Source organism: Microbacterium thalli, assembly GCF_028737325.1.
Classification (GTDB): Bacteria; Actinomycetota; Actinomycetes; order Actinomycetales; family Microbacteriaceae; genus Microbacterium; species Microbacterium thalli.
The window spans coordinates 91,907-109,475 of the sequence record NZ_JAQZCH010000003.1 but is presented as its reverse complement, the minus strand read 5'-3'; the positions used below and the strand labels follow the sequence as shown (position 1 = coordinate 109,475).

General features: G+C 72.1%; 13 protein-coding genes. 3 read left to right on the top strand and 10 right to left on the bottom strand.

Annotated elements, in window-relative coordinates:
• Positions 1 to 10: 10 nt before the first annotated feature.
• From tsaE to coaA, 6 genes are all read right to left on the bottom strand, one after another.
• Positions 11 to 514: a tRNA (adenosine(37)-N6)-threonylcarbamoyltransferase complex ATPase subunit type 1 TsaE gene (gene tsaE / locus PUW82_RS14705; RefSeq protein WP_274223069.1), complete on the bottom strand. Its 504-nt coding sequence runs from the start codon at positions 512 to 514 to the stop codon at positions 11 to 13.
• Positions 511 to 1,659 (bottom strand): alanine racemase, encoded by a 1,149-nt coding sequence (alr, locus tag PUW82_RS14700; protein WP_274223068.1) that lies wholly within the window; start codon positions 1,657 to 1,659, stop codon positions 511 to 513. The genes tsaE and alr overlap by 4 nt, the downstream gene beginning before the upstream one ends.
• Positions 1,656 to 2,012: a holo-ACP synthase gene (locus PUW82_RS14695; RefSeq protein ID WP_274223067.1), complete on the bottom strand. Its 357-nt coding sequence runs from the start codon at positions 2,010 to 2,012 to the stop codon at positions 1,656 to 1,658. Before PUW82_RS14695 ends, alr begins: the two co-directional genes overlap by 4 nt.
• Positions 2,013 to 2,037: 25 nt before the next feature.
• Positions 2,038 to 3,888, bottom strand: a complete 1,851-nt coding sequence (gene glmS, locus PUW82_RS14690; RefSeq protein WP_274223066.1) for a glutamine--fructose-6-phosphate transaminase (isomerizing) — start codon at positions 3,886 to 3,888, stop codon at positions 2,038 to 2,040.
• 52 nt (positions 3,889 to 3,940) lie between these two features.
• A complete protein-coding gene (locus PUW82_RS14685) occupies positions 3,941 to 5,167 on the bottom strand; it encodes an esterase/lipase family protein (protein WP_274223065.1) in 1,227 nt (408 codons plus the stop codon).
• Positions 5,168 to 5,228: 61 nt separating this feature from the next.
• Positions 5,229 to 6,185 carry a type I pantothenate kinase gene (gene coaA, locus PUW82_RS14680; RefSeq protein ID WP_420792772.1) on the bottom strand — a complete coding sequence of 319 codons (957 nt, stop codon included), beginning with the start codon at positions 6,183 to 6,185 and terminating at the stop codon, positions 5,229 to 5,231.
• A gap of 59 nt (positions 6,186 to 6,244) precedes the next feature.
• Here coaA and PUW82_RS14675 point away from each other — a divergent pair, with 59 nt between their 5' ends.
• A complete protein-coding gene (locus PUW82_RS14675; protein WP_274223063.1) occupies positions 6,245 to 7,189 on the top strand; it encodes a Ppx/GppA phosphatase family protein in 945 nt (314 codons plus the stop codon).
• On the opposite strand, the gene PUW82_RS14670 is transcribed toward PUW82_RS14675, so the two are convergent.
• Positions 7,150 to 8,790 carry a hypothetical protein gene (locus PUW82_RS14670; protein ID WP_274223062.1) on the bottom strand — a complete coding sequence of 547 codons (1,641 nt, stop codon included), beginning with the start codon at positions 8,788 to 8,790 and terminating at the stop codon, positions 7,150 to 7,152. The two genes, PUW82_RS14675 and PUW82_RS14670, sit on opposite strands and share 40 nt — an antisense overlap.
• Before the next feature lie 388 nt (positions 8,791 to 9,178).
• On the opposite strand from PUW82_RS14670, the gene PUW82_RS14665 reads away from it, so the two are divergent.
• Positions 9,179 to 13,237, top strand: a complete 4,059-nt coding sequence (locus PUW82_RS14665) for an IPT/TIG domain-containing protein (RefSeq protein WP_274223061.1) — start codon at positions 9,179 to 9,181, stop codon at positions 13,235 to 13,237.
• Between the two features lie 83 nt (positions 13,238 to 13,320).
• On the opposite strand, the gene glmM is transcribed toward PUW82_RS14665, so the two are convergent.
• The 3 genes from glmM to rplM are packed head-to-tail and all read right to left on the bottom strand — an operon-like array spanning position 13,321 to position 15,655.
• Complete coding sequence (glmM, locus tag PUW82_RS14660; protein ID WP_274223060.1) at positions 13,321 to 14,679, bottom strand: phosphoglucosamine mutase; 1,359 nt, start codon at positions 14,677 to 14,679, stop codon at positions 13,321 to 13,323.
• A 5-nt stretch (positions 14,680 to 14,684) separates the two neighbouring features.
• Positions 14,685 to 15,179 carry a 30S ribosomal protein S9 gene (rpsI, locus tag PUW82_RS14655; RefSeq protein WP_274223059.1) on the bottom strand — a complete coding sequence of 165 codons (495 nt, stop codon included), beginning with the start codon at positions 15,177 to 15,179 and terminating at the stop codon, positions 14,685 to 14,687.
• A 29-nt stretch (positions 15,180 to 15,208) separates the two neighbouring features.
• Positions 15,209 to 15,655 (bottom strand): 50S ribosomal protein L13, encoded by a 447-nt coding sequence (gene rplM, locus PUW82_RS14650; RefSeq protein ID WP_274223058.1) that lies wholly within the window; start codon positions 15,653 to 15,655, stop codon positions 15,209 to 15,211.
• A gap of 231 nt (positions 15,656 to 15,886) precedes the next feature.
• Between rplM and PUW82_RS14645 the strand changes: the two genes are divergently transcribed.
• A complete protein-coding gene (locus tag PUW82_RS14645) occupies positions 15,887 to 17,566 on the top strand; it encodes a sensor histidine kinase (protein ID WP_274223057.1) in 1,680 nt (559 codons plus the stop codon).
• Positions 17,567 to 17,569 lie beyond the last annotated feature (3 nt).

Sequence of the window (17,569 nt, the reverse complement as noted above, 5' to 3'; positions counted from 1 at the left end):
CCCGCGCTCGTCAGGGGTGTCGGGTGACGGTGACGATGCGCGGAGCGGCATCCGCCATCTCGGCCGCAGCGGGTCCGCTCGTACCGCACGCATTGTCGAGACCCGTGCCGCTCCAGCCGCGCTCGAGCTCGATCTCCCACCAGCTGTCGCGCAGTCCGTCGACCATGCCGCGACCCCACTCGACGATCGTCACGCTCGCGTCGAGGTCGAGATCGAGGTCGGTCAGCTCGGCCGGCGAGCCGAGGCGGTAGGCGTCGACGTGCACGAGCGGCGGGCCGTCGACGAGCGAGGGGTGCGTCCGCGCGATCACGAAGGTCGGGCTCTGGATCGGGCCGCGGACGCCGAGGCCCGCGCCGATGCCGCGCGTCAGCGTCGTCTTGCCGGCGCCGAGCGGACCGGTGAGCACGACGAGATCGCCCGCGCGCAGGCGTTCGCCGATCTCGCGGCCCCACGCCTCCATGTCCTCGGCCGAGGTCACCTCGCGCTGTCCGAGGTATTCGTCCAATCCGCTCATCGTCGGTCCTCCCCTTCCTCTGCCGTCACCGTGGTCCGGTGCACGCGGGCACCGATCCGCGTCACGATCTCGTAGTCGATCGTCTCGGCAGCGTCGGCCCAGTCGGCCGCGCTCGGCTCGCCGAGGGTCGGGTCGCCGAACAGGACGACCTCGTCTCCGACGGCGACGTCGGCGTCGCCCACATCGACGACGAACTGATCCATGGCGATGCGGCCGGCGACGGTGAACCGGCGCCCGCCGATCACGACAGGTCCGCGCCCCGATGCATGGCGTGGCACCCCGTCGGCGTATCCCAGGGGCACGAGCGCCAGCGTCGTCTCGGCGGCGGCACGGTGCGTGTAGCCGTATGACACGCCTTGGCCCGCCGGCACCCGCCGGACCGCCGCGACCGCCGTACGCAGGGTCATCGCCGGGCGCAGCCCGAGATCCGCCGATTCCCGTCCCGCGATCGGCGACAGCCCGTACACCGCGATGCCCAGACGGACGCAGTTCAGCCGCGCCTCCGGCAGGGCGATCGCCGCGTGCGAGGCCGCGATGTGGCGCAGCGGCGGCGTGACGCCGACCGCGGCCGCCTCGGCCAGGGCCTCGTGGAACCGGGCGAGCGCGGCACGGTCGTCGTCGGCGGTCGTGTTCGACAGGTGGCTGAACACCCCGACCACCCTCAGCCGCCCGACGCGTTCGAGCCGCGCCGCCTCAGCGCACACGCGTCGCCACTCGCGCGGCTCGACGCCGTTGCGCCCGAGCCCCGTCTCGACCTTGAGATGCACCCCCACCGGCTGATCACCGGATGCCGCGGCCGCGGCGGCCTGCAGCTGCGCGAAGCTCGAGATGCCGAGCTCGATGCCGTGCTCGGCCGCCGCGCGGAAATCCTCGTCGGGAGCGTGCAGCCACGCCACGACCGGGGCCGTGATGCCCGCCGCCCGCAGCGCGAGAGCCTCGCCGATGTCGGCGACGCCGAGCCGTGACGCGCCACCGGCGAGCGCGGCCTCCGCGGCGCGCACCGCGCCGTGGCCGTACCCGTCGGCCTTCACGACGGCGATGACCTCCGTCTGCATGAGCCGGCGCAGGTGACGGACGTTGTGCTCGATCGCGTCGATGTCGATGAGCGCTTCGCGCAGCGGCCGGCGGCGGCCCGTCGCACTCACGCCGCAGCCTCGGCGACGACGTAGGCGGTGGCGAGGTTCGCGTCGTGCGACAGCGACAGATGCAGCGCGGTGACGCCGCGGTCCGTCACGGTGCGGGCCGTCTCGCCGCTCAGTGCGAACACGGGCCGACCGGATGCCTCGGAGGTCACCTCGATGTCCACCCAGTGCACGCCCTCCGACCCGCCCAGGGCCTTGATGAGGGCCTCTTTGGCGGCGTAGCGCGCCGCGAGCGAGCGCGGCTTGAGCACGCGTTCGCCCGGCGAGAAGAGCCGGTCGAGCAGGCGCGGAGTGCGCACGAGCGAACGCTCGAAGCGCGGCACGTCGACGAGGTCGACGCCGATGCCCACGATCACGGCATCCCCCTCCGCCGCTCCCGGCTCACTCGACCGTGACCGACTTCGCCAGGTTGCGCGGCTGGTCGACGTCGAGGCCCTTCGCGGTGGCGAGTCCCATCGCGAAGATGTGCAGCGGCACGACCGCCAGCAGCGGCTCGAACAGCGGCTCGGCGAGCGGGATGCGCAGCACCTCGTCGGCGAACGGGAGCACAGCGGCATCCCCCTCTTCGGCGACCGCGATGATGCGGGCGCCGCGCGCACGGATCTCCTGGATGTTCGAGACGACCTTGGCGTGCAGCAGCGGCGAGCTGCTGGGCGAGGGCACCATGACGAACACCGGCTGCCCCGGCTCGATGAGGGCGATGGGTCCGTGCTTGAGCTCACCGGCGGCGAAGCCCTCGGCGTGGATGTACGAGATCTCCTTGAGCTTGAGCGCACCCTCGAGGGCGATCGGGTAGCCGACGTGACGGCCGAGGAAGATCACTGAGCGCGTGTCGGCCATCCAGTGCGCGAACTGCTCGATGTGCTCCTGCTCGGTCGCCAGCACGCGGGCGATCTTCTCGGGCACGGCCTCGAGCTGCGCCACCTGCGCCGCGATCGTCTCGGCGTCGAGCGCACCGCGCACGCGGCCCACGTGCAGAGCGAGCAGGTACAGCGCGGTGATCTGGGCGACGAAGGCCTTCGTCGAGGCGACGGCGACCTCGGGACCGGCGTGCGTGTAGACGATCGCATCCGACTCGCGCGGGATGGTGGCGCCCTGGGTGTTGCAGATCGACAGGGTCTTCGCGCCGGCCTCGCGCGCGAACTTGACCGCCATGAGCGTGTCCATGGTCTCGCCCGACTGGCTGATGGACACCACGAGGGTGCGCGCGCCGATCACGGGGTCGCGGTAACGGAACTCGTGCGCGAGCTCGACGTCGACGGGCACCCGGGCCCACTGCTCGAGCGCGTACTTTCCGACCATCCCGGCGTAGGCGGCGGTGCCGCAGGCGATGACGATGATGCGGTCGATGTCGGTGAACAACTCATCGAGGCCGTCGAGCTCGGGGATCTCGACGATCCCGTCGTGGACGCGCCCGCGGATCGTGTTGGCGACGGCCTCGGGCTCCTCCGAGACCTCCTTGGCCATGAACGACGACCAGCCGCCCTTGTCGGCCGCGGCGGCGTCCCACACGACCTCGAACGGCTCGACGTCGACGGCGTCGCCCGAGAAGTCGGTGACGGTGACCTCGTCGGGGGTGATCGCGACGATCTCGTCCTGGCCGATCGCGAGGGCGTGGCGGGTGTGCTCGACGAACGCGGCGACGTCGGAGCCGAGGAAGTTCTCGCCGTCGCCGAGACCGATCACGAGCGGCGAGTTGCGGCGGGCGCCGACGACGAGGCCCGGCTGGTCGCGGTGCAGGGCGAGCAGCGTGAACGCGCCCTCGAGACGCGAGACGGTCGCGCGGAAAGCCTCGACGAGGTCTCCGGATGCCGCATACTCGCGGCCGAGCAGAGCGGCGGCCACCTCGGTGTCGGTCTCGCTGCGGAACGTGTGGCCCGCGTCGACCAGCTCGGCCTTCAGGTCGGCGAAGTTCTCGATGATGCCGTTGTGGATGACGGCGAGCTTGTCGTCGTCGGCCAGGTGCGGGTGCGCGTTCGCGTCGGTCGGGCCGCCGTGCGTCGCCCAGCGGGTGTGGCCGATGCCGGTCGTGCCGTCGGCGAGCGGGTGGGCGGCGAGATCGTCGCGGAGCACCTGCAGCTTGCCCGCGCGCTTGCGGGTGCCGAGGCTTCCCTCGCCGTCGATGACGGCGATGCCGGCGGAGTCGTAACCGCGGTACTCGAGACGGGCCAGGCCCGAGATCAGGATGTCCTGCGAGGGCCGGGGGCCCACGTAGCCGATGATTCCGCACATGGGGTCCATCCTAGATCGCGGCGAGCACGGCGCTCGGCGGCCCGGGTGAGCGCTAGCCTCTCGCCGGCTCGGGCGCGTGGCCCAGCGCGCTCAGCACCGCGTCGACGACCTCGAGGTTGGCGAAGATGGCGTCGTGCCCGCACGCCCCGCCGAACGGCGGCGCGGCCACCTCGCCCGACAGCACGCTGCCCACGCCCGCCAGTCCGGGCGCGAGCTCGGTGCGGCATGTCACGACCGTGACCTCGTCGGCGTCCGCGACAGCGGATGCCTCGGCGACGAGCCCGTCGCCGAGCGCGACATCCCAGGTGGCGTCGCGTCCGAGAGGCAAGGAGACGATGGCGCTGCCGGCGACGGCGTGCACCCGCAGACCGGGCGGCCAGTCGGGGAGGTCGGCGAGGTCGGACGATCCGGCCCGCAGTGCCGTGCCGCCGGGTCCGAGCGCCGCGATGCCCGTCCGGATCACGGGCGGCAGGTCGCAGCCGTCCAGCGCGTCGCTCGCGAGCTGGCTGTTGCAGACGGCGCCGACCCACGGCAGCAGGAGGTTCTGCAGCACCGGCAAGGTCGACATCGTCGTGCGGATCACGGCGGCGATGTCGACGGCGACGTTGGCGATGTCCGAGCCCTGCGTCGGCGTGCCGACGGTGACGACCTGGCCCACGAGCGCCGCGACGTCGGGCGCCTCGCGCAGCGCGTATCGCAGCGCGAGGCCGCCCATCGAGTGGGTGACGATGTCGACGGGTCCGTGCACGGATGCCGCGATGGTCCGGATCGCACCGGCGAGGTTGTCGGCCGAGCCGTTGGCGCCGACCCAGCCCGCCGAGTTCGCCGAGTAGTCGAACGCGTAGACGGCGGTGCCGGGGATGGCCTCGAGGCGCTGCTGCAGCGAGGCCGACATGCCCCGTCCACTGCGCGCCCCCGAGCCGTCGCGCCACTGCACCGGGCGGGCGAACGGCGAGCGCGCGAACGCCCCCGCGCCGACGGCCGTCGGCAGGGTCGTGCTCAGCCAGCCGTGCACGAGCAGGACGGCTCGGGCATCGGTGTCGACGGCATCCGAGAAGCGGATGACGCGGTCTCCGGCGGCCGCCGAGACAGGGCCGCTCGCGGGCGCGAACGCCGACGACGCGGCGGCCGGGGCGAGGGTCGCGGTGCTCGCGAGGACGGCGACGGTGGCCAGCGCGACGGCGAGCCGCCAGCGGGATGCGCGGGTGCGCCGCGAGAACCGCTCACGCGCAGCGACGAACGCGCGCGGAAGCGCGCGTCGACGAGGCCCCGAACCCATGCTTCATACCTAGCAGGTCGCGATGACGGGCGCGTAACGGAAACGAACTCCCGCGGGCGTTTCACACCTTGCGCAGCAGCACCCGTTCGACGGCGTGCGACGCACCCTTGTGCAAGATGAGCGTGGCCCGGTGCTTGGTCGGCAGGACGTTCTCGACCAGGTTCGGCAGGTTGATGTCGTTCCAGAAGGTGCGGGCCATCGCGATCGCCTCGTCGTCGCCGAGGTCGGCGAACGTCTTGAAGTACGACGACGGGTTGTTGAACGCGCCGGCCTTGAGCGCCATGAAGCGGTCGATGTACCAGCGGCTGATGTGCTCGGCATCCGCGTCGACGTAGATGGAGAAGTCGAACAGGTCGCTCACCGCGACCTCGTGCGGCGCCGGCGGCGGCGCGAGCACGTTCAACCCCTCGACGATGACGACATCCGGCCGCCGCACGGTGATCTGCGCATCGGGCACGATGTCGTACCGCATGTGCGAGTAAAAGGGCGCGTGCACCTCGGCGGCGCCCGATTTCACCTCAGTGAGGAACGCCAGCAGTGCGCGGCGGTCGTACGACTCGGGGAAGCCCTTGCGCGCCATGAGACCGCGGCGCTCGAGCTCGGCGTTGGGGTAGAGGAACCCGTCGGTGGTGACCAGCTCGACGCGCGGCGTTCCCGGCCACCGGCTCATGAGCTCGCGCAGCAGACGCGCGACGGTCGACTTGCCGACCGCGACCGACCCGGCGACGCCGACGACGAAGGGGGTCGTGCTGTCCTCTTCGCCGAGGAACGTGTCGGTGTCGGCCCCCAGCCGGCGCGTCGCGCTGGCGTACAGCGACAGCAGGCGGCTGAGCGGCAGGTAGACCTGGGCGACCTCGCCGAGGTCCATCCGGTCGCCGAGGCCGCGCATCTGCACGATCTCGGTCTCGGTCAGGGGCTGCTCGACCCCGGCCGCGAGGCGCGACCAGTCGGCGCGATCGATCTCGCGGTACAGCGACGGGGCGAGCGGCGCCAGCGCCTGCATCTCTTCAGGGGACATCGCGCTCATCGTAGCTTCCCGCCGCAGGCCGGGCCCGACACGGCCGGTACTGTGATGCTGTGCGCCTGGGAGTCCTCGACATCGGTTCGAACACGGTCCACCTGCTCGTCGCCGACGTCCGCCCCGGCGGGCGCCCACAGGCCCGAACGAGCAAGCGGACCGTGCTGCGTCTCATGCGCTACCTCGAGCCCGACGGCTCGATCAGCGACGACGGCGTGCGCGCGCTGGTGTCGGCGGTGACCGAGGCGGTCGCGGTGTCGCGCACCGAGAACGTCGTCGAGCTGCTGGCGACGGCCACGAGCGCGGTCCGCGACGCGACGAACGGCGCCGCCGTCATCGCCGCGATCGAAGAGGCGCTGGGCCAGGACCTGCAGGTGCTCGGCGGCGAGTCCGAGGCGCGCTTCACCTTCCTCGCGGTCCGCCGCTGGTTCGGCTGGTCGGCGGGACAGATCCTGCTGTTCGACATCGGCGGCGGTTCGCTCGAGGTCGCCGCCGGCAGCGACGAGCTGCCCGACGTGGCGGCATCCGTGCCCCTGGGCGCCGGGCGGATGACGGTGCAGTTCCTCAGCGACGACCCGCCAGGCGAGGGCGCGGTCGAGCGGCTGCGCGAGCACGCCCGCGAGACGCTGCGTCCGATCGTGAAGGGCATGTCCGGCGCGCCGCGCCCCGATCACGTCGTCGGGTCGTCGAAGGCCATCCGCTCGCTCGCCAAGCTCGCCGGCTACCCGGTGCCCGGCTGGTCGGGCATCGAGCGGATGACGCTGCCGCGCGCCGCGCTCGGCTCGTGGATCCCGCGCCTGGCACGCATCCCCGCGTCGGCCCGGCAGGAGCTTCCCGGCATCACCGCCGACCGCACGTTCCAGATCGTCGCGGGGGCTGTCGTGCTGCACGAGGCGATGCGCGCCTTCGACGTCGACGAGCTCGAGGTCTCGCCGTGGGCGCTGCGCGAGGGCGTGCTGCTGCGCTACATCGAGTCGCTGTCCTGGAGCGCACCGACCGCGTGAGGGGTGTCGGCGAGTCGCTGCACGACCGGGATGACCGCCTCGAGCACGACCTCGCCGTCCCGCTGGAACACCCGCGCCGAGGGCCCGAGCAGGCTCACGCCGAGTCCGCCCGCCAATTGCGCGTCGGCGCGGAGCTGGCCGGGGCTGCTCACGGTGACGTGCAGGGTGCTGTCTTCGGGTAGGGCCACGACCGCGACGGCGGCGTGCGGCGACGCGGCGTGCTTCACGGCATTGACGAGCCCTTCGGCCACGACCGACACCACGCGGAGCGAGACCGACGGGTCCTCGAGGGCGCGCTCCGACGGTGCGTCGACGGCGGTCGAGACGGCGATGACCGGCTGCCACACCGCGACGGTCTCGGCGAGCCCGACGTTCGTCTCGGCAGCATCGGTCGGATCGAGCACGGCGACCAGCGCCGCGTCCACCGACCGCTCGAAGCGCGCGAGCGCGTCGGACGTGGCCGGTTCGTCGTCGACCTGAGCGGCGAAGATCACGCATGTGCCCTGCACCCGACCGTGCAGGGTGTCGGCCGCATGCATGAGCGCCTGACGCGCCCCGGCCGCTCGGACGGCGGTGGCCCGGGCGACGTCGCGCAGCGCCCGTCCCAATCGCCGCGCCTCGATCCGGCCGCGGTGCACGGCGTCGGCGCACAACGCGGCGAGGACCGCGAGGCCGGGTACGGCGAGCGCGGGGATGGCCGGGACGAGGCTGCCCGGGACGAGCACGGCACCGATCCCGCTGACGATCAGCCCGGCGAGCGTCCAGACGCCCAGGACGACGGCTCCGCGGCTGCGCGGGTCGAGGCGGCGGGAGAGGCGACGGGTGAGCAGGTCTGTGCCCAGACCCACGCCGACCACGCCCGCCACGACGATGAACAGCAGGCCCCATCCCCCGGCGTTGTAAGCGAACGGCATGCTGCCGGCCGCGAAGATGACCCCCACGAGGAACAGGGGCGGTGGGCGCAGCCGCTCGACGAATCGCCGGTGAGGCACGGCTGTCAGCCCGGCGGTGGGATCGGCCGCCGAAGCGACGGCGAGGTCGACGGCCGCCTGCAGCTGCAGTCGGTGGCTCGCAGACCGGACCTCGTCAGCGAACTCCCGGACCGCGTCGAAGTCGACCGGCGACAGCCGCAGCCGCGCGAGCGCTGCGCGCAGTGCCGCGACCTCGGCGTCGAGCAGGTCGCGACTGTCACGGTCGTATCGGTAGGCACGGCGCTGCTCGTCGGTCACGGTGCGCAACGCGCCGGCCAACCGCTCGCGGGCCTCGCGCGAGCTCGCGTACAGCTGCTCGGTGATGGCGACGAGCGAGAGCAGGGCCGTCCAGGCGACGATGTTCGTCACGATGCGGGTGGCCCACATGGTGTCGGGCTCGAGCCCGAAGACCCCGACCGCGAGCGCGTCGTTGAGGAACGGCCGGGCGACACTCACGGCGAGCACCGCACCCAGGACGAGCGCGGCCCGCGTGACCGGTGTCCGCAGGCGTCGCTCGAGCAGCGCGACCGGCAACAGCACGACCATGAGCACGGCGACCGCGACGGCGGCGGATGCCTCGGCCGCGATGACCTCGAAGACGGTATCGGCCGATTGATACGGCGCGAGCACGATGACCGCCAACGGGACGGCGACGACGATGCTCCATGCCGTGAAGAAGCGCCCGCTGCTGACAGCGGCCCACCAGATGGCGGCACCGCGTCACAGGCGCGCGATCGCGTGCGCCACATCCCCCCGGCTCACATCCGCCCCCTCGAACGACGGGCCGACTCGTCGCTGGCGGCCATGATAGCGAACCGCGATGTCGCGGTGATCACGCGCCCCACACACGTGATCCCGACCGGGTGCCGCATCGGCACTCAGTCGGAGCTGATCGAATTCTGATCAATTACTCAGCGTCTGTCAATCACCTGGTGGAGCACGCGAACCGCCTCTTACGTTTCCCGCGAAACGAGTCGGCCCGACGATGGGCTCTCGTTCACCACGTGGCAGTGGTCGCGTGGCTCCGTTCAATGACGAGGGGGACCCGGTGGTCGAGGCGAGCACGGGCAGGACGATGCGGACGAAGGCACGGCGAGGGGGGCGCGCACCGGATCGACCACCGCGCCGCTGGCTACCGCTGATCGCGGCGGGCACGAGCCTGGGCCTCGCGGCCGGTTCGTTCGGCGCGGGGGCCGCGTTCGCGGCACCGACCGATCGAGCCGAGTCCGAGGCGGTCTTCCTCTCGAGCAGCGGAGCGCTCGACCTCGACGGCGTCGCCGCGCTGGCGGGCACCTACGGTGCGTTCCCGCCCGCGACGGAGACGTCGAATGCCCTGGACGTGTCGCTGCTCAGCGCGATCGACATCGGACTCGGGCTGCAGTTGTTCGGCCCGAACAGCGTCATCTCGCTCGGCGCGGTCGAGCAGTACCAGCGCAGCGCCGCAGGCGAGGCCTACGCGGCGACCGGGCTGCTCACCGCCGACGGCGCCATCGCGGTCGGCGACGGCGGCGCGGGCCAGAACACGACGCTGAACCTCACTTCCGTCCTCGAAGCCGTCGGAGCCGACGGGCTCCTCAGCCAGCTGTCGATCGAGCTCGGCGCCGTGTCGGCGTCGGCGCTGGCGACACGAGCGGCGGACGGCGTGACGACCTCGGGCGACTACCAGATCGCAAGCGGCCTGATCACGGCCAACGCGCCCGCTCTTGCGACGCTCGCCGCCGCCCTGGATGCCGATCTCACGACCGCCGGCGACACCGTCACCGCGCTCGGCGTGGCCGGCGGCGCGATCGACACGACGGTGGGCGGACTGCTCGGCGGGATCGACACCGTGCTCGAAACCGCGCTCGGCGGCCTCGTCGACCTCGAAGACCCCGCCGTCACCACGGCGCTGGCCCTCGACCTCAGCGGCGTGCTCGAGACCGCGACCGCAACCCCCTTCGTCTCGGGTCCGGTGACCATCACGCTCTCGGACGGCGAGATCCTCATCGACCTCGACGAGGTGTACGAGTTGAACAACCTCGCCCCCGGCACCGAGATCATCGACGCCGCGACGCTCAACGGCGAGGTCACGGCCGCCATCAGCGACATCCTCACCACGCAGCTGCCGGCGCGCGTCGGCACCGCCCTCACCGCGGCGGTGAACGGCGCGGACCTCGACATCACGATCGACAGCGGCGTCGCCGTCGAGCTGCCGCTCCTGCCGCCGAGCGTCGGCGACCTGACGATCGAGGTCGACGGCACCGTCGGCGGCCTGCTCGGCACGCCGGGCTCCGCCGCACCGGTCGTGACGGCCGACGGCACGATCCTCGGCGCACCTCTCGGCCCGCTCGCCGACCCGATCGTGGGAGTCGTCGTCGACACGATCCTCCCCGCGGTCGGCGACCTCATCGAGACGGTGTTCAGCACCGACGCGGTCGAGACGTTCGTCACCACCGCCGCGACGGGAGCCGTCACGACGCTCGCCCCGCTCGTGGACGTCCTCGGCGACGTCGTCTCGCTCACCGTCAACGTGCAGGAGACCCCGGGCGACTTCCGCGACCCGCGGGGCTTCGACGAAGGATCGTTCACGCAGCGCGCACTGGTGGTCGGGGTCGCCCCGGCACTGCTGGGCGTCGAGCTGAACCTCGCGTCCGCCACCGTGCGGGCCGTGCCCCTCGCCCTTCCCGCCGACCTGGCCATCGACCCCACGCGGGGGCCGGTGACCGGCGGCACCGAGACCACGATCTCGGGCACCGGACTCGACTCCGTCACCGCCGTCGAGTTCGGTGGCGTGCCGGCGACGTCGTTCACGATCAACGCCGACGGCACGATCACGGCCGTCACGCCCCCGCAGGCTGCGGCCGGCGTGGTGCCGGTCGCCGTCACCAACATCGACGGCACCGACGCGTCGCTGACGTTCGAGTACTTCGACGTCACCGCCGTCGACGCGATCGCGCCGGAATCGGGCACGACCCTCGGCGGTGACACCGTCACGATCACCGGCACGTGCCTCACCGGCACGACCGCCGTCCTGTTCGACGGCGTCGCGGGCGAGGACCTCACCATCGTCAGCGACACCGAGCTCACGGTGACCACGCCGGCGGGAATCGCGGGCGCCGTCGACGTCGAGATCGTCAACCCGACCGAGTGCGGCGGAACCGTCGTCGAGGACGGGTTCGTCTACGTCGAGCCCGGCGCACCGACGCTGACCTCGATCGTGCCGGAGCGCGGCACCGAGCTCGGCGGCACGGTCGTGACGATCACCGGCGAGGACTTCACCGGCACGACCGCGGTCACCTTCGACGGCGTCGACGCGGCCGAGTTCACCGTGATCAGCGACACCGTCATCGAGGCGACGACGCCCCCGCACGCCCCCGGCGTCGTCGACGTCGTGGTCACGAACGAGGCGGGCGCCTCGGCTCCGCTGGACTTCACGTACGTCGACGTGGCCGAGATCGACGAGGTCTCTCCCGGCAGCGGACCGGAGGCAGGCGGGAACACCGTGGTGATCACGGGCGACTGCTTCACCGGCGCAACCGGCGTGACCTTCGGCGGCATCCCGGCGACGAGCTTCACCGTCGACAGCGCGACCCAGATCACGGCGGTGGTGCCCGCGGGCACCGCCGGGGCCGTGGATGTCGCGGTCATCGGCGCGGGCGACTGCGGCACGGCGGAGATCCCCGACGGGTACGAGTACGTCGCTCCCCCGGTCGTCACCGATCTCGACCCGGTGACGGGCCCGGAGACCGGCGGCACCGTCGTCACGATCATCGGCGACGGCTTCACGGGCACCACGGGTGTCAGCTTCGGCGACGCCGAGGGCACCGGCCTCGAGGTCATCAGCGACACCGAGATCCGCGTCACGACGCCTCCGGGCACGCCCGGTACGGTTCCCGTCACGATCGCGCACCCCGGCGGCGAGGTCGTCGCGGGCGACTTCGAGTACCTCGACGTCCCCGCCATCACGTCGATCGAGCCGAGCAGCGGCCCCGAAGACGGCGGGACGGTCGTCACGATCGTCGGCGAGGGCTTCCTCGGCGCCACCGACGTGACGTTCGACGGAGTCGCGGGCACCGGCCTCGAGGTCGTCAGCGACACCGAGATCCGCGTCACGACGCCCGCGCACGCACCGGCCCTGGTCGATGTCGTGGTGGTGCACCCGAACGGCGACAGCGCACCGTTCGACTTCACCTTCGTCGCCGGCACCGAGGTCGACGCGGTGACGCCTCCGGGCGGTCCCGAGGCCGGCGGCAACACCGTCGTCATCACGGGCTCGTGCTTCACGGGAGCAACCGCGGTGCTCTTCGGCGGCGTGCCGGCGACGAGCTTCACCGTCGAGAGCGACACGCGCATCACCGCGGTCGTTCCCGCCGGCACCGGCGTCGTCGACGTCGAGGTCGTCGGGTCGGCGGCCTGCGGAGCCGAGACGCTGCCGGACGGCTACGAGTACACCGACGAGCCGGTCATCGGGACGATCGACCCGGTCCGCGGTCCCGAGACCGGCGGCACCGTCGTCACCATCACGGGGTCGAACTTCACCGGCGTGACGTCGGTGACCTTCGACGGCCGCCCCGGCTCGGCCCTCACGGTCGTCTCCGACACCGAGCTGCGCGTCACCACGCCCGCCGGCGCGGTCGGCGACGCCGACGTCGTGGTCACCGGCCCCGCGGGGTCGAGCGACGCCGGGGTGTTCGCCTACTACCGGGTCGCCGACATCGGCGGCGCGACGCCCGGCACGGGTCCGATCGCCGGTGGCACGGTCGTCACGATCACGGGGCAGTGCTTCACCGGTGCCACGCAGGTGCTGTTCGGCGAGGTGCCCGCGCAGTACGTGGTCGTGAGCGACAGCGTCATCCGTGCCATCGCGCCGTCCGCGGCGACGACGGGTGCGGTGTCGATCACGGTCGTCGGGGCCGGTGAATGCGGGACGGCGGTCGAGTCCGGCGCCTTCACGTACACGGCGGCGGGCTCTGCGACCGGCAACGGGACCGGGGCGCTCGCCGCCACCGGCGGCAGCGGCCTCGGCACGCTCGCCGCGACGGCGCTGCTGCTGATGCTGGGCGGTGCGATCGCGATCGCGCGACGCCGGACCGCCTGATCCGGCGTGACCGCGTCACCGTAGCGTGACACCAGCGGCCCCCTTCGTCCTCGGACGGAGGGGGCCGCTCGGCGCAGCGAGGGTCAGAGCGCGAGGCGCTCGCGGACGACGTCTGCGAGCTGCTCGGCGACCTCGTGCGCCTCGGCCTCGCTCTCGGCTTCGACCATGACCCGGACGAGCGGCTCGGTGCCCGAGGCCCGCAGCAGCACGCGGCCGGAGTCGCCCAGGCGCGCGGTCGCCGCGGCAACGGCATCCTGCACGCCCGCGTCGTCGTTCACCCGGTCGCGGTCGACGCCGCGCACGTTGATCAGCACCTGCGGGTACACCGTCATCACGGCGGCCAGCTCGGCCGCGGTCTTGCCCTGGCGGGCCATCTCGGCCGCGAGGTGCAGTCCCGTCAGCAGTCCATCGCCGGTCGTGGCGTAACGGCTCATGATGACGTGTCCGCTCTGCTCGCCGCCCAGGCCGAAGCGGCCCTGATTCATCCGCTCGAGCACGTAGCGGTCGCCGACGGCCGTCTGCTCGACGGTGATGCCGTGGTCCGCCATTGCGCGGTGCAGGCCGAGGTTGCTCATGACGGTGGCGACGAGGGTGTTGAAGGGCAGACGTCCCCGCTGCTTCATCGCGACCGCGAGGATCGCCATGATCTGGTCGCCGTCGATGACGCGGCCTTCGGCGTCGACGGCGAGGCACCGGTCGGCGTCGCCGTCGTGGGCGATGCCGATGTCGGCGCCGGTGCGGACGACCTCCGCCGCGACTCGGTCGAGGTGCGTCGAACCGACGCCGTCGTTGATGTTCATGCCGTCGGGGTCGGCCCCGATGACGGTGACCTTCGCGCCGGCGTCACGGAACGTCTGCGGCGACACGCCCGCGGCCGCGCCGTGGGCGCAGTCGAGCACGACGTGCACGCCGTCGAGGGTGTGCGGCAGCGACCCGAGCAGGTGGACGACGTAGCGGTCCTCGGCGTCGGCGAAGACCCGGATGCGGCCGACGTCGGCGCCCGTGGGCTGCAGCTTCGGCCCCGTGAGCGCGGCCTCGATGCGCCGCTCGACCTCGTCGGGCAGCTTGACGCCCCCGCGCGCGAAGATCTTGATGCCGTTGTCGGGCGCCGGGTTGTGCGACGCCGACACCATCACGCCGAAGTCGGCGTCGATGTCGCCGATGAGGAACGCGGCCGCGGGCGTCGGCACGACGCCCGCGTCCAGGACGTCAACGCCGGACGAGGCGAGCCCGGCGGCGACAGCCGCGGAGAGGAACTCGCCGGAGACGCGGGGATCACGCGCGACGACGGCGGTGAGCCGCTTGCCCGCGGCCTTCCGCGCCTCGGCGATACGGCCCTGGCCCAGGACGACGGCAGTCGCCTGGGCCAGGGTGAGTGCGAGTTCGGCGGTGAGGGGGCCGTTGGCCAGCCCCCGAACACCGTCCGTACCGAACAGCGCCACGGAGCTTAACGCTTCGAGTACTGAGGTGCCTTACGGGCCTTCTTGAGACCAGCCTTCTTGCGCTCCTTGACGCGAGCGTCGCGCGAGAGGAAGCCGGCCTTCTTCAGGGTCGGGCGGTTGTTCTCGGCGTCGATCTCGTTCAGCGCACGGGCGATGCCGAGGCGCAGCGCGCCGGCCTGGCCCGAGGGGCCGCCGCCCGAGATACGGGCGATCACGTCGTACGAGCCGGCGAGCTCGAGCACCGTGAACGGGTCGTTGATGAGCTGCTGGTGCAGCTTGTTCGGGAAGTAGTCCTCGAGCGTGCGGCCGTTGACCGTGATGGTGCCCGAGCCGGGGATCAGACGCACGCGGGCGATGGCCTGCTTGCGACGACCGACGGCAGCGCCGGGGACGGACAGCACCGGACGGGGAGCGGCGGCGGCGGTGTCAGCCTCCGACGCGGGCGTCTCGGTCGAGTAGTTCTGGGGGGTCTCCTCGAGGGAGTCAGCGATCTTCGCCATCAGTGTTTCCTTGAGTGTTTTCGCGGCGCTTACTGGGCGACCTGGTCGAAGGTGTAGGTGGTGGGCTGCTGCGCAGCGTGCGGGTGCTCGGCACCGGCGTAGACCTTCAGCTTCGACAGCTGCTGACGGCCCAGGCTGTTCTTCGGAAGCATGCCGCGGATGGCCTTCTCGACCGCGCGGACAGGGTTCTTCTCGAGCAGCTCGGCGTACGAGACGGACTTGAGGCCGCCCGGGTAGCCCGAGTGGCGGTAGGCCATCTTCTTCTGGAGCTTCTGGCCGGTCAGGGCCACCTTGTCGGCGTTGACGACGATGACGAAGTCACCGGTGTCGACGTGGGGGGCGAACGACGCCTTGTGCTTGCCGCGGAGAAGGACCGCGGCGTGCGAGGCGAGGCGGCCGAGAACGACGTCGGTAGCGTCGATGACCAGCCACTCGCGCTGGATCTCGCCAGCCTTGGGGGTGAAAGTGCGCGTCACAGTAGTGCTGCTTTCTTGATTCGAACGGAGGAGTTCGTGAATCCCGCTCCGGGGTGGTTCTCCGCAGAGAACACGCCAGTGGAGGGCTCACGTTCGTGGCGCCAGGCCTGTTGGCAGCAGGCACCAAAGAGACAGCGTACGCTATCGGCTGACGTTATCAAAGCCGCACCTCATTCCCCCGGGGCTGCTCTTCGATCTCGGATACACCGACCGGACCGGAGAGGAAGACCCATGCCGCTGTTCCAGATGGCGCGCGCACGCCGAGGGCGCCTCCGCGTCTTCATGCGCGCGCAGCTGCCGTTCATCATCGGCACGCTGCTGGTGTTCACCGGCCTCGCCATCGCGGTGCCGGACGCGCTGTCGGCGCCCCTCGTCGTCATCGCGGCACTGCTGATCCTCACGGCATCCATCGCGGCGGTCTTCATCCCCTGGGAGCGCTTCTCGCCGACGTGGCTGATCGTCGTCGCGGTCGTCGACATCGTGGCCGTCGCGCTGCTGCGCACGGAGCTGCGCGCGCTGCTGCCCGCCGTCACGATGCTCGCCATCTTCCCGATCCTGTGGATCGCGTACGCCTTCCCACCGGTGGCGTTCATCGCCGCGGTGGGCGGCGCCGCCCTCATGACCTCGCTTCCGTTCCTCGTGCGCGGCTCGTGGCCCGAGACCGCGTTGGACTGGGTCAACGTCGTCACGCTTCCCGGCCTCATCCTCGCCATCGCGGTGATCGTCAACCTCGCCGCGCAGCACCTGCGCCGCAACGCCGCGCGCCTCCGGGCAGCGCATGACGCCCGCGCCCGCGCCCTGGCCCGCGCCCACGACAACGAGCTCGTGCTGCGCACCGTCCTCGACACGGTGCGCAGCGGCGTGGTGCTCTACGACGGCCGGGGACGCCTGCTGCTGGCGAACCGCACCGCCGAAGAGCTGTCGCAGGCCATGGGCTTCTCGCTCGACGAGCCGCCGTACGCCGGTGACGCTGTGCTGGCCGCCGACCGGATGACCCCGGTGCCGCCGCACGATCAGCTCATCCCGCGGGCCCTGCGCGGCGACCGGATCAGCAACGCGGTCGAGTGGGTGGGTCCCCCGGCGATGCAGCGGGCCATCATCGCCGACGCCGACAGCGTCCGCCGCGCGGACGGGACCCTGCTGGGCACCCTCGTCGCGGCCTACGACGTCACCGAGATGGCGGATGCCGCGCAGATCCGGCAGGACTTCCTGCGCACGGTGTCGCACGAGCTGCGCACGCCGCTCACGAGCGTCACGGGCTACCTCGACCTGCTCACCGAGCACGTCGGCGGCGCCGACCCGGCCGCGGCGCGATACCTGTCGATGATCGAGCGGAACGTGCTGGTGCTGCGCGACCGGATGAACGAGCTGCTCGCGGCGGCCTCGTCCGAGAGCCCGATCTCACCGCGCGACGTGGTGCTGAGCGACATCATCGGCTCGGCGGTGCGCGCGGTGACGCCGCGGGCGGAACGACGCGGCAGCTCGATCCAGCAGATCGGCACGACGGCCGATCGGGTCGTGCTCGATCCCGTCCGCATCCGGCAGACGCTCGAGGAGCTGCTCGTCAACGCCGTGAAGTTCAGCCCGCCCTCATCGGCGGTCGTGGTGGGCCAACGCATCGACGACAGCGGCATCCACATCGCCGTCAGCGACAGCGGACCGGGCCTGACCGCCGCGGAGCGCTCCCGGATCTTCGACCCCTTCTACCGCACCGATTTCGCCCGCGAGAACGCCATCCAGGGGTTCGGCATCGGGCTGTCCGTCGTCCGGAACGCCGTAGTCGCCCACGGCGGCAAGATCCGCGTCGGCGCCTCGGCGGCGGGCGGTACGGCCATGACGGTCTCGCTGCCTCTCCGCCTACCCGGCGACCTGTCCGAGCCGGCCGCGGGACAGGCGGATGCCGTCGGCTGAGGC

What these genes read in the sequence shown, in the direction of transcription:
- tsaE (WP_274223069.1), bottom strand. Translation starts at nt 514, where the DNA reads ATGAGCGGATTGGACGAATACCTCGGACAGCGCGAGGTGACCTCGGCC.
- glmS (WP_274223066.1), bottom strand. Translation starts at nt 3,888, where the DNA reads ATGTGCGGAATCATCGGCTACGTGGGCCCCCGGCCCTCGCAGGACATC.
- PUW82_RS14685 (WP_274223065.1), bottom strand. Translation starts at nt 5,167, where the DNA reads ATGGGTTCGGGGCCTCGTCGACGCGCGCTTCCGCGCGCGTTCGTCGCT.
- coaA (WP_420792772.1), bottom strand. Translation starts at nt 6,185, where the DNA reads ATGTCCCCTGAAGAGATGCAGGCGCTGGCGCCGCTCGCCCCGTCGCTG.
- rpsI (WP_274223059.1), bottom strand. Translation starts at nt 15,179, where the DNA reads ATGGCGAAGATCGCTGACTCCCTCGAGGAGACCCCCCAGAACTACTCG.
- PUW82_RS14645 (WP_274223057.1), top strand. Translation starts at nt 15,887, where the DNA reads ATGCCGCTGTTCCAGATGGCGCGCGCACGCCGAGGGCGCCTCCGCGTC.